Annotated in this window: 20 protein-coding genes and 1 riboswitch; all 20 genes read right to left on the reverse strand. The window is 29.5% G+C overall.

Going from position 1 to position 21,949, the window contains the following annotated elements; translation table 11 throughout:
- Positions 1–117 precede the first annotated feature (117 nt).
- A complete protein-coding gene (locus LPC13_RS10905; protein WP_040419555.1) occupies positions 118–1,068 on the reverse strand; it encodes a TDT family transporter in 951 nt (316 codons plus the stop codon).
- A 398-nt stretch (positions 1,069–1,466) separates the two neighbouring features.
- A complete protein-coding gene (locus tag LPC13_RS10910; protein ID WP_005213725.1) occupies positions 1,467–1,925 on the reverse strand; it encodes an MOSC domain-containing protein in 459 nt (152 codons plus the stop codon).
- Positions 1,926–1,930: 5 nt separating this feature from the next.
- On the reverse strand, positions 1,931–2,902 hold the full coding sequence (moaA, locus tag LPC13_RS10915; RefSeq protein ID WP_005213726.1) for a GTP 3',8-cyclase MoaA: 972 nt from the start codon (positions 2,900–2,902) through the stop codon (positions 1,931–1,933).
- Between the two features lie 134 nt (positions 2,903–3,036).
- Positions 3,037–3,513: a cyclic pyranopterin monophosphate synthase MoaC gene (moaC, locus tag LPC13_RS10920; protein WP_040419558.1), complete on the reverse strand. Its 477-nt coding sequence runs from the start codon at positions 3,511–3,513 to the stop codon at positions 3,037–3,039.
- A gap of 11 nt (positions 3,514–3,524) precedes the next feature.
- Positions 3,525–4,541 (reverse strand): molybdopterin-binding protein, encoded by a 1,017-nt coding sequence (locus LPC13_RS10925; protein WP_005213728.1) that lies wholly within the window; start codon positions 4,539–4,541, stop codon positions 3,525–3,527.
- A gap of 15 nt (positions 4,542–4,556) precedes the next feature.
- Entirely contained in the window at positions 4,557–5,048 is a 492-nt protein-coding gene (locus LPC13_RS10930; RefSeq protein WP_005213729.1) for a MogA/MoaB family molybdenum cofactor biosynthesis protein, read from the reverse strand.
- Positions 5,048–5,623: a molybdenum cofactor guanylyltransferase gene (locus LPC13_RS10935; RefSeq protein ID WP_005213730.1), complete on the reverse strand. Its 576-nt coding sequence runs from the start codon at positions 5,621–5,623 to the stop codon at positions 5,048–5,050. The genes LPC13_RS10930 and LPC13_RS10935 overlap by 1 nt, the downstream gene beginning before the upstream one ends.
- 9 nt (positions 5,624–5,632) lie before the next feature.
- Positions 5,633–6,838 carry a molybdopterin molybdotransferase MoeA gene (locus tag LPC13_RS10940; RefSeq protein ID WP_005213731.1) on the reverse strand — a complete coding sequence of 402 codons (1,206 nt, stop codon included), beginning with the start codon at positions 6,836–6,838 and terminating at the stop codon, positions 5,633–5,635.
- Positions 6,839–7,017: 179 nt separating this feature from the next.
- Positions 7,018–7,154, reverse strand: a riboswitch (molybdenum cofactor riboswitch).
- Positions 7,155–7,164: 10 nt separating this feature from the next.
- Positions 7,165–7,662, reverse strand: a complete 498-nt coding sequence (gene mobB, locus LPC13_RS10945) for a molybdopterin-guanine dinucleotide biosynthesis protein B (protein ID WP_040419561.1) — start codon at positions 7,660–7,662, stop codon at positions 7,165–7,167.
- 241 nt (positions 7,663–7,903) lie between these two features.
- Positions 7,904–9,130 carry an NAD(P)/FAD-dependent oxidoreductase gene (locus tag LPC13_RS10950; protein ID WP_005213733.1) on the reverse strand — a complete coding sequence of 409 codons (1,227 nt, stop codon included), beginning with the start codon at positions 9,128–9,130 and terminating at the stop codon, positions 7,904–7,906.
- Positions 9,130–9,537 (reverse strand): 4Fe-4S dicluster domain-containing protein, encoded by a 408-nt coding sequence (locus LPC13_RS10955; protein WP_040419564.1) that lies wholly within the window; start codon positions 9,535–9,537, stop codon positions 9,130–9,132. The genes LPC13_RS10950 and LPC13_RS10955 overlap by 1 nt, the downstream gene beginning before the upstream one ends.
- 210 nt (positions 9,538–9,747) lie before the next feature.
- Entirely contained in the window at positions 9,748–11,835 is a 2,088-nt protein-coding gene (locus LPC13_RS10960; RefSeq protein ID WP_040419567.1) for a molybdopterin oxidoreductase family protein, read from the reverse strand.
- Between the two features lie 291 nt (positions 11,836–12,126).
- Complete coding sequence (gene asrC / locus LPC13_RS10965) at positions 12,127–13,098, reverse strand: sulfite reductase subunit C (protein ID WP_234088807.1); 972 nt, start codon at positions 13,096–13,098, stop codon at positions 12,127–12,129.
- Between the two features lie 13 nt (positions 13,099–13,111).
- On the reverse strand, positions 13,112–13,906 hold the full coding sequence (asrB, locus tag LPC13_RS10970) for an anaerobic sulfite reductase subunit AsrB (protein WP_005213737.1): 795 nt from the start codon (positions 13,904–13,906) through the stop codon (positions 13,112–13,114).
- Positions 13,899–14,915 (reverse strand): anaerobic sulfite reductase subunit AsrA, encoded by a 1,017-nt coding sequence (gene asrA / locus LPC13_RS10975; protein WP_005213738.1) that lies wholly within the window; start codon positions 14,913–14,915, stop codon positions 13,899–13,901. The genes asrB and asrA overlap by 8 nt, the downstream gene beginning before the upstream one ends.
- Positions 14,916–15,219: 304 nt before the next feature.
- A complete protein-coding gene (locus LPC13_RS10980; protein ID WP_195245210.1) occupies positions 15,220–15,915 on the reverse strand; it encodes a Crp/Fnr family transcriptional regulator in 696 nt (231 codons plus the stop codon).
- Positions 15,916–16,083: 168 nt separating this feature from the next.
- Complete coding sequence (adhE, locus tag LPC13_RS10985) at positions 16,084–18,732, reverse strand: bifunctional acetaldehyde-CoA/alcohol dehydrogenase (RefSeq protein ID WP_195245209.1); 2,649 nt, start codon at positions 18,730–18,732, stop codon at positions 16,084–16,086.
- 478 nt (positions 18,733–19,210) lie between these two features.
- The gene (locus LPC13_RS10990) at positions 19,211–20,014 is read right to left on the reverse strand and encodes an ABC transporter ATP-binding protein (protein ID WP_040419571.1); all 804 of its coding nucleotides are present in this window, start codon (positions 20,012–20,014) and stop codon (positions 19,211–19,213) included.
- Positions 19,974–20,900 carry an ABC transporter permease gene (locus LPC13_RS10995; protein ID WP_005213742.1) on the reverse strand — a complete coding sequence of 309 codons (927 nt, stop codon included), beginning with the start codon at positions 20,898–20,900 and terminating at the stop codon, positions 19,974–19,976. The genes LPC13_RS10990 and LPC13_RS10995 overlap by 41 nt, the downstream gene beginning before the upstream one ends.
- On the reverse strand, positions 20,900–21,940 hold the full coding sequence (locus LPC13_RS11000; protein WP_005213743.1) for an ABC transporter substrate-binding protein: 1,041 nt from the start codon (positions 21,938–21,940) through the stop codon (positions 20,900–20,902). Before LPC13_RS11000 ends, LPC13_RS10995 begins: the two co-directional genes overlap by 1 nt.
- Between the last annotated feature and the right edge of the window lie 9 nt (positions 21,941–21,949).

Here is a 21,949-nt window from a genome sequence, read left to right on the forward strand (position 1 = left end):
CTAGTGGTTCCCACTACCAAGCCCACAACGGACTTTCACCGTCAAGTTGTTGCCCATGCTGGGCACACACAAAAAAAGATGACCCTTTTATAAGAATCATCTTTTAATAATATATAATTATTTTGTTTTGTAACTATTAACTAACATCATAAAGAATTTAAATAATACAAAACCTATTATAGCTGTTGTTATATACATTTGAATTCCTGCAATTTGATTAACTGCATTTCCAAAGCTTTCATATCCTTGCTTTATTAAGTATGCAGACATCTTAGATGATGCTACAATACCTATAGCCATAGGGAATGTAAGTCCAGCAAATCCTGGATGGAAATCAAATGAGAAGAACTTTGGTAATTTAACTAATATAAATAATAATGCGCAAATTACTGCAAAGTATAAATAATACACCATAAATTTATTAGGTGTTTCAATAAAATTAAAGTAACTTACTAAGCAAAGACTTGATGGAGCAAGTACTATAGCTTGAGTATGGAATAATGGAGTATTTAATTCATGCTTACATAATCTATAAATCATAAATGGTATTATTATAGTGAATACTGCAATACCATAGTAAACAACTATTTTACCAATTAAAGGCTCATTCATAACTCCACCAACAACTGTTGAAACCATTATACCATTGTATGTAACAAACCAACTTGGAACGAAAGTTTGAATATTTACACCTTTAACAACATTTCTATATGTAAATACTAAAATATGAATTGCATGTAATATTAAACCTACAAACCATAATGTTTTCCCAAAAACAGGACTAGCATTGTAGAAATAACTACCTAAAATCATAGTTATCATAGTAAATCCAGCATAAAGTGAAGCTGGTACTGTGTTTGAGTATTCCTTAGCACAAGTCTTTGGATATACAACTATCTTTGTAAGATAAGCAAGTAAAACTACAACTGCTACCCATGAAGTTATATGTCTTACCCATGTATACCCCATATTAGAGTAAACAGTTGATAATGTTAATGCCCCAACCATAGTTGGTAAAACTGGAACAGGCATGTTTTCGATCTTTTGTATTAATGATCTGTTATTCATAATTCCTCCTAAAATATTAAAAATAAAATAATTTCTTTATTATATTTTGCTCATTTATTAACATTTAATCATTTGTTAATTTTTTCACTTTAAACTTCACAAAATTCATAAAACATCCGAGCACAATTTAGATTATAATTTTTTTTGTAGACAAAGTATGTGATTTATATCACAATATTGTTAATTTTTTAATTATTTTATTTGATTTTTCAAATTACTTTATTTAAGATATTTGCCTCATCTTCTTTAGCTTGCTTATTTTTTAAATAAATATTATAAAAAAATAATTTACAACAAAAAAAAAATCATATGCGAAATAATACTAATACACATATGATTTTTAAAATTTCAAAATTACTTTCTATGATTTTTCATAATAAAAATATAGTATCAGAAAATTATAAGCTTAATATCTTCTTTCCAGTATCAACTAAAGTTACTTCATCGTTAAGCTTAACCTTTCCACCTTTTAATACTCTAGTGAAAATTCCATTCTTAGGCATTATACATTCACCAACTTGATAGTATATTGCACATTTATCATGACATTCTTTACCTATTTGAGTTACTTCTAATAAAACATTTTCTCCAATAGTTAATCTTTGCCCAACAGGAAGCTTATTTAACTCAAAACCTTCTATTACTAGATTTTCTCCAAAAGCTCCAAAATCAACATTTCCACCTTTATTTCTGAAATCCTCAATCTTTTCTAATGCTAAAAGACTTACTTGTCTATGCCATTTTCCAGCATGAGCATCTCCTTCTATTCCAAACTCTTCTATAAGATTTGCTTCCGGAACCTCATTCTTTAATGTTCCTTTATGTTTACTCGTACATATAGCTATAACTTTTCCCATTTTTCCTATCCTCCAATTTGATTCATAAATTTTAATTCTTTATGCTCACTATCTTCTAAAAATAAATGTTTTTCTGGTTTATCATATATATTGTTATAAATTACTTCTTTAAGTTTCTCATCATTTACGCCTTCTCTAAGTATAGACTTTAAATCTACTCCATAATCAAAATGTAGACATTGCTTTAAAAACCCTTCTGGAGTTAATCTTATTCTGTTACAATCTTCACAAAAGCAATTACTCATTGCACTTATAAATCCAACTTTACCCTTAGCTCCATTAAGTCTTATATAAGTTGCCGGACCTCCAGATTGATTTCTTACTACTTCTTCAAAATCAGAAGCTTTTCTTCTTATAATATTTAACACCTCTTCATTAGCTACGCCTTTATAATTTATTGCAATTCCTATAGGCATAAGTTCTATAAATCTTACATCTATCTCTTTTTCTTTTGTAAGATTTACAAAATCCATAATTTCATCTTTATTTATATCATTAACTATAACTGTGTTTAATTTTACCTTTATTCCTAAAGAAATAGCTTTATCTATAGCAGCTAACACATTATCTACATGCCCTAATCTAGTTAATTTATTAAATCGATCTTCTTTTAATGAATCCAAACTAATATTAACACCTTTAAGACCATTTTTAACTAATTCATCCAATCTATCTGCAAGTAAAATCCCATTAGTAGTTAAATAAATTTCTTCAATGCCCTCAATACTATTTATTTTTCCTATAAGGTCAACTACTCCAGGTCTCACAAGAGGTTCTCCTCCTGTTATTCTTACCTTTTTTATACCTAGTTTTGCACTTTCCTTTACAACTCTATATATTTCATCATCAGTTAACTTCTCATCTTTCTTCAAGAATTTATTGTCCTTTTCATCCATACAATAAACACATCTTAAATTGCAATTATCCGTTACTGATACTCTTAAATAATCTATCTCTCTTCCGAATCTATCTTTCATATTTTAATTATCGAGTAAAGTTTTAATATAGATACTTTATTGCGTATTTAGATATTTATTAAAATATATTATAACTAATTATTTAAAATTTCATTATTTCTTGGTGAATATCTAATACCAACATTTAGCCTTTATTAAAAGTTAAACTCTCCACTCTTTCCTCCTGTTTTTTTAAGCAAATGAGTTCCTTCTATAATCATTCTCTTATCTACAGCTTTACACATATCATAAATAGTTAATGCAGCAACTGTTGCAGCTGTTAATGCTTCCATTTCTACACCTGTCTTATCAACTATTTTTACTGTAGCAGTTATTCCTATATAACTTTCATCTTTATTTATATCAAAATCAACATTACAGCTTGTTATCATTAACGGATGACACATTGGAATTAAGTTTGAAGTTTGTTTACTAGCCATTATCCCTGCTACTCTAGCAACACCTAAAACATCTCCTTTTCCAATCTTTCCAGCTTCAATAAGCTCTAATGTCTCTGCACTTACTTTTATTTTAGATACTGCAACTGCAACTCTAGCAGTTTCCTTTTTCTCAGAAACATCTACCATTCTAGCATTTCCGCTATTATCAAAGTGTGTTAATTTATTATCCATATTGTTACCCCCTATTTTCCAAATGAACAATGTGGGAATGTACAAACTTTACAATCTAAACACAATCCCCCATGACCGTATTCCACTATATCATCTATTGTTAGTCTTTCATCACTTAATACTCTTGGAAGTACTAAATCTAAAACTGTTCTCTTTGAATACATAGCACAACTTGGTACTCCTAGTATTGGAGTATTGCCATGATATGCAAGTAAAAACATAGCTCCTGGTAATACTGGTGATCCATAGGTTACAAGTTCTCCTCCACATTCTTTAATTGCAGTTGGAGTTACATCATCAGGATCTACAGACATTCCTCCTGTACATATAACCATATCCACACCTTCGGCTAAACCTTTTTGAATTTCTTCAATTATTCTTTCTTTTTCATCTGGTAAGATTACTTGCCTTATAACTTCACTTCCATAATAACCTAACTTTTGCTTAATTACAGGTAAAAAAGCATCTTTAATTCTTCCTTTATATACTTCATTTCCCGTAGTTATTAAAAGACATTTTTTAGGTTTAATTTCTGCTACAGTTATTATTTTTTCTTTAATTAAATTTTCAGCTGTTATAATTCTTTCTTCATCTATTATTAACGGAATAACTCTTGTTGCTCCTATTTTTTCACCTTTTTTTATTGGAGTATTATTATGTAGTGTAGACACTATAATTTCTCCAACTGAATTTAATTTAAATAAATTATCCTTATCTATTTTTAAAACTCCATCTCTTGCAGCAAAAAAGTCAACTTTACCCTCTTTTATTTCATCAGATAAACTCACACCTTCACCAACTACTAAATCTGCTATTCTTGTAGCTGCATCATTTTCATGTAACTGACCTTCTACTGGCTCCCAAACATAAACATGTTCTTTTCCTATAGATAATAATTTTTCTATATCTTCTTCTTTTATAATATGACCCTTTTTAAATAATCTTCCTTTAAATTCTCCTGGTATTATTTGTGTTACATCATGAGAAAGTATACTTCCTACAGCATCTTCAACCTTTATCATTTTCATTTTCAAGCCCCTCCTTTATTTTCTAGCACATTCCTTTGCAGTACCTAATAATATATCTATTCCATGCTTTATATCATTCAAGGCAAAATCTAAAGCTTCCTTACACGCCTTAGGACTTCCTGGTAAATTAACTATTAATGTATCTTTTCTTATTCCACTTACTGCTCTTGAGAGCATAGCTCTTTTAGTAATTTGAAGGCTATACCATCTTATAGCTTCACATATGCCTGGAGCTTCTCTCTCAATTACTTGCTTAGTAGCTTCTGGTGTTATATCTCTTTTTGAAAAACCAGTTCCACCTGTACTTAATACTAAATTAACCTTTAGTTCATCACACATATATTTAAATTCGTTAGCTAACATTTCTTTTTCATCAGGTAATATGACTTGTTTAACCACTTTAAATCCAGCAGCCTCTACTATTTCTCTAACTACCTCGCCACTTTTATCTTCTCTTTCACCAGCATATCCTTTATCACTACTTGTAATTATTCCAACTGTATACATTAACGCTCCTCCAATTCACTATATTCTTTTTCTGTATTTATATTCAAAAAATCATCTTCTATAAACTTTGCTTCTTCATTACCTTCAATAATCTTATAATTTAAAGATTTAATTAATAATTGAAGCTTATTGTTATTTTCTTTTATAGCTTCTTCTAAATTTCTAATTATTTTTTTAGAATATATTGAGCATAAAGGTTGTAACCTTTCACTTACTCTAGGTATTAGCACCTCATAGTCGCCACTATAATCTCCTAAAATATTTAAAGTTTTTTCAGTAATAAGTGGCATATCACAAGCTATACACAAAACTTCATCTGTAGTTGAATTTACTAGTGCTGAATGTATTCCACTTAAAGGTCCATTTCCCTTATATATATCTTCAACTACTCTTAGGTTAAATCCTTTATATTCTTCTTTATTATTTGAAATTATAATTATTTCTTTATAATTTTTTCCTGCCTCAATTATATGTTCTATAAATTTCTTTTCTTTATAATTTAATAATGCCTTATTGTTATAATTCATTCTACTGCTTTTTCCACCAGCTAAAATAGCTAAAGTTTTATTTATCATAATATTCTCCTAAAACTTAATTATATCTACTAGTTCTCCCTTTTTAAGCCCTTCATTTCCAGCTTCAACTTCAATCATACAATTAGAGTTTAAGTTAGAACTTAGTATACCATTTCCACTTTTAACTTGAGTTAAATATACATTTTGCACTCCATCTTCAATTACAGCTTTCCCTCTAATAAATCTTCTTTGAGGACTCTTTTTTCTAACTTCATCACATAAAACAGCTTTTTCTCTTTTTATTTCTAAAGTTTCTCTTCCTAATAATTTTTCTAATGTAGTTTTTACAAAAAGTTCAAATCCTGTTAATGCAGCAGTTGGATTTCCTGATAAACTAATTACTACCGCATTATTAACTATGCTACACAACACTGCAGATCCAGGTTTCATCTTAACTTTCCAGAAAAGTCTCTTACCATCAATATTATTAATTGCTTCATTTAATAAATCTTTTTCACCAACCGAAACTCCACCAGTTGTAATAATTAAATCCATATCTGTTGATATTTTTTTTATTTCCGCTCCGATATCTCCTTGAGAATCTTTTATATGATTTATATACTTAACGTCATGTCCAAGTTCCATTACTCTTGAAATAATAGTATATTTATTACTATTAAATATCTTACCTTCTATAAGCTTATTTTCTATATCTATAACTTCATCACCAGTACTTATTAGTGCAATTCTTGGCATTTTATAAACCTTAACTTTATCAATACCTGTACTTGCTATAATACCTATATCAGCAAAATCTAATCTTTTATTCTTTTTTACTAATAAAGTTCCTTTTTGTATATCTTCACCTTTAAAACATATATTTTCATTTTCTTTTAAGGTTTTAGTTAAAGTTATATATCCATCATTGTCTAAAATAACATCCTCTTGCTTAACTACGGCATTTGCACCTTTAGGTATAGGAGCGCCTGTCATTATTCTTATAGCTGTTTTTTCCACTACTTCACTAGTACAAATATCACCTGCAAATACTTTATCTATGACATTTATCTTTTCATTACTATTACTATCATTAGCAATAACCGCATATCCATCCATAGCAGATTTATCAAATGGTGGATTATCTATTTTTGAATAAATATCCTCTGCTAAAACTCTTTTAACAGCCTCAATTAAAGTAACTTCTTCAGCTTCCAGGCCTTTTATATTTTCATTTAATATACTAATAGCCTCTTCTAATGATATGAAAGACTTCATCTACTCACCCCTTCAATATAGTTTGTAATTTATAAATTAATCTCTACCTTAACACTACTAACTTCTAATTATAAAAATAGGCTTATTACTTCATATTTTAGGTATGAGTAATAAGCCTATTTTAAATATAAAGCCGTAAATTTATACGTTATAATTTATTTAGTAAATTATTAAATATATTTAAATCAACTTATTTTCCTTCCCAAAACGTGGAGATAATACCTTTTCAAGTATTACCCTTGAACTTATAAAAGTTCCGGTTAAGCTCCTTAAAATTTCTTTCTTAGGATACTTAACTCTAGAAAATATTTTTTATTGATATTTTTTTAAAATTTAAAATTTTTTTCTTTTTCAATTAAATCTGCCATTGCTTTATAATCTTCTTTAAAAACTATTTTTACATCATCAACATTTAGCTTTTTATCACTTGCAATTGCGATAAGTTTTTCCTTTGGAGTTATTATATTTTTACTTACTCCGTCCCTATAAACTTCAATTTTTCTTAAATCACTTTTTTTATATCCTTCTACTAAAACAATATCTTTATCTAATACCATTTCTATAATATTATTCAGATTTGTTTCTTCTTCTAATTCTTTTATCATTGCTAATCTATTTTTAGATGATATTATAACAGTTTCTGATCCAGCTTCTCTATGCTTATATGTATCTTTTCCTTTTTTATCAATATCAAATCCATGAACATCATGCTTTATAGTCGCTACACTATGCCCTCTTTTTTTTAATTCTTTTATTAATCCTTCAAGTAAAAATGTCTTTCCAACATTAGAACCTGAGCCTACTATATTCACTACCTTTGACATATAATTCATCCCTTATTACAATTTATATAAAAATAATTACTAATATACTTTATTTATCTTAAATAATTATTTTAATTGAAAATTCAAAATTACTTACCATTTGATTATATAATATCTAAGATGTTAATTTTCAATTTTCAATTAAATATTAATTATATAAAAATAATCTTGAAGATTAAACATTAACTTTGCCTAACCTTCATAGATTATTTTTATATTTTCACTTTAATTTTGATTAATTCTATTTATAACTAAATTCAAAGTTCTTCTCTATATTAAAGAAATCTGCATAATCTATATCAAATAGACTCTTAGTTACTTTAGAAACATCAATATTTTCTTTGATAAGTTGAGTTAAAACTCCTGCATAAGATAAATCACCTTGAATTATAGCTCCATAAATTTTCCCATCTTTATGAATTATCTTCTTATAGTTATCAGCATCTACCTTAGTTTCAACAATATATGTTTCATCTGCTGGTTCTACCATACCAAGAGACATAGTAGCTATTCCTACAAAGTTCATTGTATTCTTACTTCCAAAGAAATCTGTCATTATCATTTCTTTTCCTAACATATTGTGTGCAGCAATTATACCTTCCTTTACAGCAGTTGGCCATATTGGATTTCTACCAGTTACATCACCAGCACCATATATGTTTTCTACATTAGTTTTACCTTTTGCATCAATAATTAATCCAAATCTATCACATTCAACATTGCTATTTTCCATAAATGCTACATTTGATCTAACACCAGTTGCAACTACTACTAATTCACATGGAATTTCTTCTCCAGTATTTAATACTAGTGCCTTTGGATTGTTGTTTTCATCTAAAAGTAATCTTTCAGCCTTAACATCTAGCTTTAAAGAAACACCTTCTTCAATAAATTTATTTTCATACACATCTGATGCATGCTTATCTAATTGTAATGGAAGTATTTTATTACTCATTTCAACAAGAGATATATTTAATCCTTGTCCAAGTAATCCACTAACTGCATCTATACCAACAAGACCAGCTCCTAAAACTACTACATTTTTAACTTTAGTTGCTTGCTCTTTTATTAATATAGCATCATCTAAATTTCTAAGTCCAACTACATTATTAGCTTCTCTTAAACCTTCTACTGGAGGAATGAATGCTGATGCTCCACTACATACTAATAATTTATCATAGCTTAAGCTTTCTCCATTAGATAATTCTAAAGTTTGTACATCATCATTAAGAGATTTAACTTCTACACCTTTAATCCAAGTTATGTTGTTATCTTCAAAGAAATTCTTTCCTGTAAAGTTTAACGCTTCAACATCTCTATGATTTGAAATGTAATGATGAAGTATACATCTTGAATATACATTTTCATCCTTAGATACTAAAATAATTTCAGCATCCTTGTCTAATTCTCTTAAAGTTTTTGCTCCACTTATACCTGCCGCAGAGGCTCCTATAACTACATATCTCATTATTCAGTTACCTCCTCTAATGTAATTGCTGCCATTGGACATCTTTCTACACATTGTGCAGTTCCATGTGCTTTACATGCATCACACTTCATTATTTCCTTATGTTTTCTGCTATCAGCCTTTAACACCCCATAAGGACATGCCATTATACACATGTAGCAACTAGCACAATGATCTTTGTTGTATTCAACTAATCCAGTTTCTTTATTCTTACTCATAGCTCCTGTCATACAAGTATAAACACATTCTGGTCTATCACAATGTCTACAAAAAATTGGAGCATATTTTCCAGTACTATCTATAGTAATTCTGCTTCTTGTATCTTCTGAATCGTGAGCTACGATACATGCTGTTGTACAAGTTAAACATCCTACACATTTATCTCTATCTATCTTTATTCTTTTCATCTTTAGACACCCCTTAAGTGAAAATCCAAATTTCATATTTGGTTATTTGAACTTACTCCACATAAAGTGGAGTTTCCTTATTAAAATCCAAATTTCATATTTGGTTATTTGAAGTAACTTTTCATATTCAGTCAAAGTTATAAATTCAATTTAATAAATCAATATTTAGAATCTAATTCAACTTCGCTCCACAACTGTGGAGCTTTATTTTTATTTCTTTATTACATTTACTGCAACAGTTTTGAATGATGGTTCCTTTGAGTATGGATCATAAACTGAAGGTGTAAGTGCATTAGTTTCAATATAGTGAATTGGAGCATATAAATGATCCTTCTTAACGTGATCAGATATTTTTATAGTAAAATCTTTAGTTACTCCATTTTGAGAAGCTATTGAAACTCTTTCATTTTCAACTATATTTAATTCTTTAGCAAGCTCTGGATGCATAAACGCATATGATTCCTTTGAGTAAATTCTTTCTGATTCTTCAATTTCTCTTGATCTAACTTGAGTATGCCATTGACCAACTGTTCCTCTTCCTGAGTTAAAGATATATGGGAACTCTTCACTTGCTTGTGTTGGGTTTTCAGCTATATCTTCAAAGTGGAACTTAGCCTTCTTTGATGGAGTATAGTAGTTACCATCTTCATATAATCTTCTTTCATCATCTACTAAAGTTTCTCCTGCTCTAAATGGCCATTGAACACCTCTTGAACCTTCCATATTTGGTCCTTCAAGCATTTCATAAGTTACACCTGTGATATCACAAGGCATTCCTTTAGAACATTTCTTTAATAATTCAAATACACTTCTTGGAGTTTCCCATCCTTTAAGATTATCTCCCATTCCAAGTTCTTGTCCTATTTTGTAGAATATTTCAAAGTCAGATAATTCTCCTTCTTCTTTAGATATAACTGGATTAACCTTTGATAATCTTCTTTCAGTGTTTATTAAAACACCTTCCTTTTTAATTGCTGGTACTGAAGGTAAGTATAAATCAGCTAATTTAGCACTATCAGTATCTTCATATATATCTTGAACTACGAAGAAATCTAAGTTCTTAACACATTTTTCAAACTCTTCATTGTTTGCCCATGAATGTCTTGGGTTTGTACAAATAACCCATAATCCCTTAATTTCACCTGCAATTGCTTTTTCTATTATTGCATTGTAAGGAATTGTTGGTTTAGTTGCAAGGTAACTTTCATCTACTCCTATTGCTTCTGCAACAGCTTTTCTACGTACTGGATTATCGAAATCTCCACCACCAAATAACCCTGCTGTGTTACTAAATGCTCTTGATCCCATTGCATTACATTGACCTGTAAGTGAGTTCGCACCTGTTCCTGGTCTTCCCATGTTACCTGTAATTAATGCTAAGTTAATTATAGATTGTGCTGTTCTAACTGCTTGGTAACCTTGGTTAATTCCCATTGTCCACCAGAATGAAACTCTTTCTCCAGCATGGATTATTTCAGCAAGTTCTATAACTCTTTCAGCTGAAATTCCTGTTTCAGCTTCAACATTTTCTAATGTAAATTTAGCCACATGATTTTTGAAATCTTCATACCCTTCTGTATGATTTTCAATATAGTTTACATCTATGTATCCTTTTTCTATTAAAACATTAGCTAAAGTATACATTAATACTAAGTCAGCTTTTGGCTTAATATCTATCCATATATCTGAATTCATTGCTGTTTCTGATTTTCTTGGATCTATAGTTATTATTTTAGCTTCTTTATTAGCTTTAATACGTCCCCAGAATACTGGATGAGCTATAACTGGATTACCTCCAATTAATATTATCGTATCTGAAAGCTCAGCATCATTTAAAGTATATGGAGGAGCATCAAATCCAAAACTTTGTTTATGAGCAACTACTGATGTAGCCATACATAATCTTGTATTACCATCACCATTAATTCCCATGTGATTTCTTCCCACATGTCCAAGTAATGCCATATCTTCTGTTGGCATTTGTCCTGTACTAATGAAAGCAACACTTTCTTTTCCATACTTTTCTTGGATAGCTGTCATTTTTTCAGCAAAAGTTTTTATACCTTCTTCCCAAGAAATTTCTTTCATTTCTCCATTTTCATCTCTTAAAAGTGGGCTCTTTCTTGCTTTAATTTTTGTTTGTTGTTTATCTAAGTTTAAACCTTTTATACAACAAAAGCCTTTATTTACAGGATAGTCTACAGTTGGTGAAACTTTAACTATCTTGTCGTTCTCTACATGAAAATCTACATTACATGCTAATGCACATAAATTACAAGTTGATTGAATCTTTTTCATGACCTTCCATCTCCATTTCATTCATAAATAAATTTATACTTAACACTATTTATTAATAGTAATAAGAAATATCTTAAACTACGATTAATATGCGATATTAATTATCAGCACCAATAATTGTCATATATTTAACAATCACACTTAAAAAAATTGCTATTTTTTATTTATATATCTAATATAATTATTGATGGAAAATGGGTAATTAAACTGTAATTATCCATTTCCATCTTAAACTTTTTTTTATTAAGTAAACTTTATTGCTTTAAACTATAAATCATAATTAAATCTAAACTATACGTTTCGGTATTTTATTCCACTCCAATAAACATTATTCATCATTATAGCCTTATCTGAAAGTTCAACACCTTCTAAAGCCCATTTCTTAAACTCTTCAAATCCAGTTCTATCTACAATATATCCGATATGTTCTTTACCACCTGGTGCATTTCTATCTATATATTGTTCAACATACTTATAAGTATTTACTATTATCTTGATTATACTTTCTTCGTCAGCCCAGATTAAGAAATCTTCAGCAAGTCTTGGGTTTTTCTTACCTGTTCTACCCATTATAGCTAATCTATAGTACTTTTCTTTACTTCTAGTCCATGCACCTGTTGGACAGTTGATTACACATTCACCACATCCGATACACTTGCTATGATCTCTTACCGGAGTATAGTTTTCAGCGTGTAATGCTGCTGTAGATTTTTTAGTACATGCTCTAACACATGCCCCACAAGATATACATTTACTTTCATCTAATTGTGGTTCTGTCATACCAATGATACCAAAATCATGCATTCTAACCTTCATACAATCATTAGGACATCCAGTTAAAGCAACTTTGAAGTGTAAATCATTTGGGAATATATCATTTTCTATTTTCTTTGCAAAATTAGTAGTATTGTAATTTGCAAATGGACAGACATTATTTCCTATACAAGCACTTACGTTTCTTGTACCAGCTGATGTATATCCCTTACCTGGAACTACTTGATTAATTTCTAAACCTTCAATAATTGGTTGAAGTAATTCATTAACCTTGTCCATGTTTCTCATATCTATTCCTGGAACTTCAAAACCTTGTCTTGTAGTTAAATGAACTGTTCCATTACCATACTTTTCAGCTATTTCTTGAATAAGACCTAAATATTTAGCATTTAAGTGTCCACCTGGAACTCTTATTCTTGAAGCTGTAATTCCTCTATGCTTAGTAACTCTGAAAGCATTCTTTTTAAGCTTTTTAGTATTGATATCCATTAATTACTTCCTCCTAATCGATTAAAGATTTTCCTACTGTATAATTAAATACTGGACCATCTAAACAAATGTAAGTGTCATCTATTTTACAGTGTCCACATTTACCTATTCCACAGCACATTTTTCTTTCTTGAGAAATCCAAATATTTTCTTCCTTGATTCCAAGCTTTAAGAATTCTAATACTGTAAATTTCATCATCATTGGAGGCCCAACTACTACTACTTGTACATTTTCCATATCTTTAATTTCAAGTTCAGGAATATATTTAGTAACTAAACCAACTTTACCTTCATAACCTTCTTTTGCAGTATCAACTGTTAAGATAAGATTCATAGTCTTTTCCCAAGTTTTCATGTCTTCTTTAAATAAAACATCTTCTGTTGACTTAAATCCTGATATTAAAGTCATTCCTTTACAATCTTCACTATTTCTTGAGAAATATTCTACTATCCCTCTTACTGGTGAAAGTCCTGTTCCTCCAGCAACAACTATAACTTCTTTATCCTTATAGTTTTCTATATCAAAGCCGTTTCCATAAGGTCCTCTTAAGAATAACTTATCGCCTACATAATTTTTAAATATTTCATTAGTAACCTTACCAACTCTTCTTATTGTTAAGTCAACATATCCTTCACCAATTCCACTTACTGATATTGGGGCTTCCCCATACTTTGGAAGTGATACCTCGAAAAATTGTCCTGGTTTAACATCTCCTGTATAAGCCATTCTGAAAGTATATTCAATTGGAGTATGTTCAATTACTTCTAAAATTTCTGATCTAAATGGTATGTATTCATTTTTAGTCATTATTCTTCACCTCATTCATAGCATCTTCTAACTTGTTTATTATAGTTGAGAAACTAATGTATTCTGGACATATATCATCACATCTACCACATCCTACACACATGTTGTATCCCCATTTTTTCTTATAGTCATAAACTTTATGAAGAGTTTTAAATCTCATCTTTTGTCCTTTTTCTTTTCTAAAGCTATGTCCACCAGCCATATCAGTATATCCATCTACGTGACATGAAGCCCATACTCTTCTTCTTTCACCAGCATTTTTATTATCTTTATATGTTATATCTTGCATTGTGAAGCATGTACATGTTGGACAGACAAAATTACATCTACCACATGTTATACATCTTTCGTTGTATTCATTCCACATTGTAGATTTCATTACTTCTAATCCTAAATTTTCTGGTATATTAACTTTAACCGCATTTTCTGTAACGAATTCTGGAGTTACCTCCTTAGCTTCTTTTTCTATAGAAGCTATAGCACTTTCTATTTCTTCGTCTTTTATATCTAGGTATACTTCATTTCCATCAACTTTTATATATGCATTATATTCATCTGTTTTGTTTGACCCCATACTTACGCAGAAGCAATTATCAAAACTTTTTTCGCATCCCATTACAACAAATTTAGCTTTTTCTCTTAGCTTTTTGTAGTATATATCTTCAAATCCATTTCTTAAGTATATATCATCAATTCTTCTTACAGAATGCATATCACAGCTTCTTAAGAAAATTAAAGCTGGTCTTTCTTCTACTTCTGCTTCTTTGCACTCATCTTCTGTAAAGAAGAATAAAGTTTGTCTTGTAGGTAAAATTGTTTCTTTATATGAAAAACTTGATTTTGCATCAAATTCTATTTCTTCAATTCTTTGAATTTCTCCGTATCTAACTCTATCAGTATCTGAAAAAGTTCCTCCACCAACAAAAACTTTTGGAGCATAGATTTTATATGTTTTGCTTAACTCTTTTAAAGCTAAGTTCATATTATCTAAGTTAAGTTTATATCCCATGTTAAACACCTCTTAGTATATTTTTTATCCTTGCTATTTGTTAATATATTAACACTTTTCATGATATAATTATATTTTTAAATAAAAAAAAATGATGTGACATTCATCACATCATCTTAAAATTTATTATTTCATTTGTTAAAATAAATTTTGCCGCTACATTTTCTATTAAATTTTTTTAATTAATATTTTCTATAAAATAATATGTTCACGTCTATAAAAAATTATCAATAATAACTATTTATGAGTTTTATACGGCAAAAAAATACAAAAGCTATAAATAATGCTATAGCTTCTGTATTTTTTAAATATCTTTAAAAAATCTAATTAATTTTTCTCTATCTGGAATTATTATTTTTTTATTTTTATTTATTATTAACCCCTTATTATTTAATATTTTTAATGCTCTAGAAATAGTTTCACGTGGTGCCCCAAACATATCTGCAAGGTATGTAATTGTAATACTTAAATCTATTAAAGTTCCCTCTTCAACTTCTCTTCCATAATCTCTAGATAATTTCCATAGTTTTGCAGCTACTCTTTTTTCCACTTTAATTGGAATCGAGTTTTTACTTTGTCTATATAATCTTCTTACTTTAATTGCTAATGAATTTATTATTATCTTAGATAACTCAAAGTCATCTTTCATTATGTCAATAAACTTTATCCTATCAAAACAGATTATTTCAGCATTTTCAAAAGCTTCACAGTTAATTGATGAAGGTAAATCATCTATTATTATTTCATTTATAATAGATTCTTTTCCTAATATAAAAATAACTTTTTTTTGTGCAGATTCACTTTGCTTATATAATGCAACCTTACCACTTTTAACTATGTATATACTATTTATTATTTCTTTATCTCTAAATAAGTGTTCGTTCTTTTTTAATTCTCTTATATAGCAAATATCATTTAATCTACTAAGTGTTTCATTATTAACCTTATCGAATAACCCTAATTCTTTAAATATATTAATAGTATCTTTACTCAAAATCATATCTCCTATGTTTTTATTTTATCTTACTTTAGTATATCATATATTTATTATAAATTTACTACCTTTATATGTAAGTTTATTCTTAGGTTAATATAAAAAAGATCTCGGTATTTCTACCAAGACCTTTTTTTAATCAAGTTAATACTAATTATCTATGCTAAATGTATATTACTTGTTTTTCTTTTCTTTTTTAGTTGTAGCTGCTTCAGCTTTAGCTTCTGCTTTAGCATCTCTTCCATAGTAGCTAGTGATATACATTTCTTTTAATTCTTTCATTAATGGATATCTTGGGTTAGCTCCTGTACATTGGTCATCAAATGCTTGCTCAACCATTTCATCTATTGTTTCGAAGAACTTAACTTCACTTACACCAGCATCTTTTATTGTTTTTGGCATATTAACTTTAGCTTGTAATTCTTCTATAGCTTTAATTAATAATTCAACTTTTTCAGCATTAGTGTTTCCACCTAATCCTAGGTAATCAGCTATCTTAGCATATCTGTAAGATGCATTTGGATATTTGTATTGTGCAAATGCTGCTTGTTTAGTTGGTGCTTCTTCAGCATTGAATCTTATAACTTCATTCATAACTAATGAGTTAGCCATACCGTGTGGTAAGTGGTGGAATGCACCTAGCTTATGAGCCATTGAGTGGTTAATTCCTAAGAATGCATTACTGAATGCCATACCTGCCATACAAGATGCATGAGCCATTTTTTCTCTTGCTTTAATATTAGTTGTACCTTCATTATAAGCATCTGGTAAGTATTTGAATACTAATCTAATTGCTTCTAAAGCTAATCCGTTAGTATATTCTGAAGCCATTATTGAAACGTAAGCTTCAATTGAGTGAACTAATACGTCGATACCAGCACAAGCTGTTAATCCCTTAGGAGAAGTCATCATTAATTCTGCATCAACGATAGCCATATCTGGAGTTAGTTCATAGTCAGCTAATGGATATTTAACTCCTGTTTGTTCATCAGTAATAACTGCGAATGGAGTAACTTCTGATCCAGTACCAGCTGAAGTTGCTATTGATACCATCATAGCTTTTTGACCCATAGTTGGGAATCTGTATATTCTCTTTCTAATATCCATGAATGTCATAGCTAAATCGTGGAAGTTAACTTCTGGATGTTCGTACATAACCCACATAATTTTAGCAGCATCCATAGCTGATCCTCCACCAAGTGAAATTATAACGTCTGGTTGGAATGATGTCATTTCTGCAGCACCAGCTTTAGCACATCTTAATGTTGGGTCTGGTTCAACATCTGAGAATATTTTGTATTGGATTCCGTTCTTTTCTAAAACTTCAGTAACTTTATTAGTGTATCCCATTTCGAATAACACTTTATCTGTTACGATGAATGCTTTCTTTTTACCCATTTCAGCTAATTCTTCTAAAGCTACTGGTAAACATCCGTATTTGAAGTAAGTTTTTTCTGGAACTCTAAACCAAAGCATATTTTCTCTCCTTTCAGCGATGCTCTTAACGTTAATTAAGTGCTTAGGACCAACGTTTTCTGAAACTGAGTTTCCTCCCCATGATCCACAACCTAATGTTAATGATGGTGCTAATTTGAAGTTGAATAAATCTCCGATTGCCCCTTGAGCTGCTGGCATATTTATTAATGTTCTAGCTGTTTTCATTCTTTCTCCGAATGCTAACACTCTGTCTCTATTCTTAACTTGATCAGTGTAAAGTATTGAAGTATGTCCCATACCACCTAATTCGATTAATCTATCAGCCTTATCTAAAGCTTCTTCGAATGATTTAGCTTTGTACATAGCTAAAACTGGAGATAATTTTTCGTGTGAGAATGGTTCTTCTAATTCAACTGAAGTAACTTCCCCAACTAAAACCTTAGCTGATTCTGGAACGTTAACTCCTGCCATCTTAGCTATCTTGTAAGCAGATTGACCAACCATGTCAGCATTTAATCCACCTTTTTCATTTAAGATAACTTTTCTTACTTTATCTACTTCTTCACCTTTAAGGATGTATGCTCCTCTAGCATCTAATTCTTTCTTAACTTCATCATATACTTGTTCTAAAACAACGATTGATTGTTCTGATGCACAAATAACCCCATTATCAAATGTTTTAGAAAGTAATATTGAGTTTACAGCCATTTTAATGTGAGCTGTTTCATCAATGATTGCTGGAGTATTACCTGCTCCAACCCCTAAAGCTGGTCTTCCTGATGAATAAGCAGCCTTAACCATTGCTGGACCACCTGTAGCTAGGATTATATCTGATTCTCTCATAACATTTTGTGATAATTCAACTGAAGGTTCATCAATCCATCCGATTATTCCTTCTGGAGCTCCTGCTTTAACTGCAGCTTCTAAAACTATTTTAGCAGCTTCTATTGTAGCATTCTTAGCTCTTGGGTGTGGAGATATTATGATAGAATTTCTAGTCTTTAAAGCTATTAAACACTTGAATATTGCTGTTGATGTTGGGTTTGTTGTTGGAACTATAGCAGAGATAACTCCAATTGGTTCTGCTACTTTTGTAATTCCGTGAGTCTTATCTTCTTCTAAAACTCCACAAGTTTTCATGTTCTTATATTGGTTATATATATATTCAGCAGCAAAGTTATTCTTTATAACCTTGTCTTCAACTATTCCCATTCCAGTTTCTTCAACAGCCATTTTAGCTAACTTAATTCTGTTGTGGTTAGCTGCTAAAGCTGCTTGTCTAAATATTTCGTCTACTTGTTCTTGAGTATAAGTAGCGAATTTTGCTTGTGCTTCTCTTAATTGTTTAATTCTTGCTGTTAATTCTTGAGCGTTTGTAACTTTCATTATTACATCCTCCTAATAATCAATAATTTATGTTAATTTGAATTGATATCTATTATTTTTATTAGACATTGTTAAATTTATGTTTTGATTGTTATTTTTTTAACCTGTCCACAAACTTATTGTACTTGATTGTTTATTTTTTGTCAAACTTTTTTTGAAAATATTTTTATTTATATTTTTTAGCATATTTCAAGCTCATATCAAAGCCTTTATTTTAAGCCAATGATAACATTTTCATCAATTATGTTTATTTTTAGACACTTTTTATATTTTTTTCTTTACTTTTTTGCACATTTATTTTAAATAACTTTAATTTTGAAAACTTTCTTTACATATCTTTTTTGTTATTATTATAACAATTCAAATGTAACTTTATTGTTTACTTTATTAATATTTCTCTATTCTCAGGGTTTTATTCTAAAAATAAAAAGAGAAATTTCTAAGGTGAAATTTCTCTTTTTATTGCATAGTATCTACTTTACGCTAATGATGTTAAAAGACTTCTATCACTAATCTCATCCATTAAATTCGCTCTTCCAAATAACTCCGTCAACTTTTCTGTAGTTAAATTACTCTTCTCATTTCCGTCTACATCTATTATAATCTTACCTTCATGCATCATTATAAGTCTATTTCCACATTCTAATGCTTGTTTCATATTATGAGTAACCATTAATGTAGTAATTTCTTTTTCTTCTACTATTCTTTTAGTTATCTCCATTATTTTATTTGATGTTTTAGGGTCTAATGCAGCTGTATGTTCATCTAGTAATAATAGTTTTGGTTCTGACATTACAGCCATAACTAAAGTCAAAGCTTGTCTTTGCCCTCCTGAAAGCAGATTCACCTTATTATATAATTTATTTTCAAGTCCTAAATCAAGGCTTACTAACAATTCCTTATAATAAGCAATTCTTTTTTTATTAATTCCAAAGGTTAGTCCATATTTATGACCTTTATTATCTGCTAATGCCAAATTTTCTAATATCGTCATATTAGGAGAAACTCCCATGGTTGGATTTTGATAAACTCTTCCTATATCTTTTGCTCTTACATACTCCTCTTTAAAAGAAATATCTTTTCCATCTAATATAATCTTGCCCAAATCTACTTTTATATTTCCACTTACTAAATTTAATAGTGTTGATTTACCTGCTCCATTAGATCCTATTATTGTTATAAAATCACCTTTTTTAATTTCAATATTAAAATTTTCAAAAACTTTATTTTCATTGATGGTGTTAGGATTGAATACTTTGTATAGCCCCTGAATTTTTAACATCTTCATCACCACCTTTTCCAACTACTTCTTTGATTTTATTTTTCTTACGCTTTATCTTAAAAATATCATTATTAGATGCTAATGCGATAACTACTATTATAGCTGTCATTAACTTCAAATCATTTGGATTTAATCTCATCCACAACGCTATAGCAACTACCAATTTATAAATTATAGCTCCTAATATAGATAAGGTTGTTGCTTTAACAAATGAAATCTTACCAAAAATAGATACTCCTATTATTACAGCAGCAAGTCCCATAACAACTGTTCCTTGTCCCATAATTACATCTGCAAAACCTTGATGCTGTGCAGTAAGTGCTCCTGCTAATGCTACTAATCCATTACTTATCATAAGTCCCATAACCTTAATAATATTTTTATTTATTCCAAGTGCTGACACTACTTGCTCGTTATCACCAACTGCTACTAATAAAAACCCAGCTTTTGTTTTTAAAAATAAATCTAATAATGCCTTAACTACAATTACTATAGCTAATATTATAAATATAGAATTAATAGAAGTATTTTTAAATATATGATTTGTACTAAAAAGTGGAGTATTTGCCTTGCCCATTATTCTTAAATTAATTGAATATAATCCTATCATTACAAGTATTCCAGACATTAAATTACTTATTTTTAGCTTTACATGAAGAAATCCTGTAATAGAACCTGCTATAGCTCCACCTATAGTTGCTACTAATATTGTAATCCAAGGATTTACCCCCTTAACTAAAAGTGCCGCTGAAATTGCTGCACCTAAAGGGAAAGTTCCATCAACTGAAAGATCTGGAAAATCTAAAATCTTATATGTTATATAAACTCCTATAGCTACTAACGCAAATAATAACCCTTGCTCTATAGCATTTATAATAATCTCCACTAATTAACCCCTCCAGTAACCTTATTAGCTTTTTCTAATGTATCCTCTGGAATAGTTATATTTAATTTTTCTGCTACAGCAGTATTAATTGTTATATCCATATCAGCCATTGTAGTTATGGCTATATCACTTGGATTAGTTCCTTGTAAAACTTCTGCAGCTTTGTATCCTGCTTCCTTACCCAATTTAAAATAATCAATTCCTATTGAGCATAATCCTCCCTTTGAAACTCCAGCTTCTTCTGCACATAATATTGGTATATTTTTATTTATACAAAGATTTCCTACTAAATCATAAGCTGATGCAATTGTATTATCTGTTGGTACATATAATGCATCAATTGAACCTAGAACTGAACTTAAATTTTGATTTATTTCACTTACATTTGTAACTGATACTTCTTTAATTTCTATATCTCTATCTTTTACAGCATCTTTTAACGAATTTACTTGTATAACTGAGTTAACTTCTGATGAACAATAAATAACACCTAAAGTTTTAATATCTGGTACTAATGATGATAATAAATCTAATTGATTATCTATTGATACCATATCTGAAGTACCTGTAACATTGGTTTCTGAACTCTCCCATCCTTTTGCTACTTCTGCTTCTACAGGATCAGTAACAGCTGTAAAAACTATTGGAATATCCTTTGTAGAGTTATAGGCTGCTTGTACATTTGGAGTTGCAATAGCAAAGATCATATCTACCTTTGAAGTTACAAATTGATCTGAAATAGTTTTTGCTATTGATACATCCCCTTGTGCATTTTTATAATCAAACTTTATATTTTTTCCTTCTTCAAATCCCTTTTCTTTAAGTCCCTCAATAAACCCTTCTCTTGCAGAATCTAAAGCATCATGTTGGATAAACTGACTTATTCCTATAGTATATACATCACCATTATTTTCATCTACTACACTTGTTTTTTCATTTCCTTCTTCACTCTTTTCATTAACTGTCTTTGAACATGACATTAGCCCTGTAATCATTAAAAGTCCACTTAAAATTACTGCTATTTTTTTCTTTCCTACCATATTTCCATC

Origin of the sequence: Clostridium celatum, assembly GCF_021412605.1 — a bacterium.
In the GTDB taxonomy this organism is placed as follows: domain Bacteria; phylum Bacillota; class Clostridia; order Clostridiales; family Clostridiaceae; genus Clostridium; species Clostridium celatum.

Coding starts and splice junctions, on each gene's coding strand:
- LPC13_RS10905 (WP_040419555.1), bottom strand. CDS start 1,068: ATGAATAACAGATCATTAATACAAAAGATCGAAAACATGCCTGTTCCA.
- LPC13_RS10960 (WP_040419567.1), bottom strand. CDS start 11,835: ATGAAAAAGATTCAATCAACTTGTAATTTATGTGCATTAGCATGTAAT.
- asrC (WP_234088807.1), bottom strand. CDS start 13,098: ATGGATATCAATACTAAAAAGCTTAAAAAGAATGCTTTCAGAGTTACT.
- LPC13_RS10935 (WP_005213730.1), bottom strand. CDS start 5,623: ATGATAAATAAAACTTTAGCTATTTTAGCTGGTGGAAAAAGCAGTAGA.
- moaC (WP_040419558.1), bottom strand. CDS start 3,513: ATGGATAATAAATTAACACACTTTGATAATAGCGGAAATGCTAGAATG.
- asrA (WP_005213738.1), bottom strand. CDS start 14,915: ATGGGATATAAACTTAACTTAGATAATATGAACTTAGCTTTAAAAGAG.
- mobB (WP_040419561.1), bottom strand. CDS start 7,662: ATGTCAAAGGTAGTGAATATAGTAGGCTCAGGTTCTAATGTTGGAAAG.
- LPC13_RS10910 (WP_005213725.1), bottom strand. CDS start 1,925: ATGGGAAAAGTTATAGCTATATGTACGAGTAAACATAAAGGAACATTA.
- LPC13_RS11000 (WP_005213743.1), bottom strand. CDS start 21,940: ATGGTAGGAAAGAAAAAAATAGCAGTAATTTTAAGTGGACTTTTAATG.
- LPC13_RS10925 (WP_005213728.1), bottom strand. CDS start 4,541: ATGAAAATGATAAAGGTTGAAGATGCTGTAGGAAGTATACTTTCTCAT.
- LPC13_RS10980 (WP_195245210.1), bottom strand. CDS start 15,915: ATGATTTTGAGTAAAGATACTATTAATATATTTAAAGAATTAGGGTTA.
- asrB (WP_005213737.1), bottom strand. CDS start 13,906: ATGACTAAAAATGAATACATACCATTTAGATCAGAAATTTTAGAAGTA.
- LPC13_RS10950 (WP_005213733.1), bottom strand. CDS start 9,130: ATGAGATATGTAGTTATAGGAGCCTCTGCGGCAGGTATAAGTGGAGCA.
- LPC13_RS10955 (WP_040419564.1), bottom strand. CDS start 9,537: ATGAAAAGAATAAAGATAGATAGAGATAAATGTGTAGGATGTTTAACT.
- LPC13_RS10940 (WP_005213731.1), bottom strand. CDS start 6,838: ATGAAGTCTTTCATATCATTAGAAGAGGCTATTAGTATATTAAATGAA.
- adhE (WP_195245209.1), bottom strand. CDS start 18,732: ATGAAAGTTACAAACGCTCAAGAATTAACAGCAAGAATTAAACAATTA.
- moaA (WP_005213726.1), bottom strand. CDS start 2,902: ATGAAAGATAGATTCGGAAGAGAGATAGATTATTTAAGAGTATCAGTA.
- LPC13_RS10930 (WP_005213729.1), bottom strand. CDS start 5,048: ATGTATACAGTTGGAATAATTACAAGTAGTGATAAAGGATATGCTGGT.
- LPC13_RS10990 (WP_040419571.1), bottom strand. CDS start 20,014: ATGTTAAAAATTCAGGGGCTATACAAAGTATTCAATCCTAACACCATC.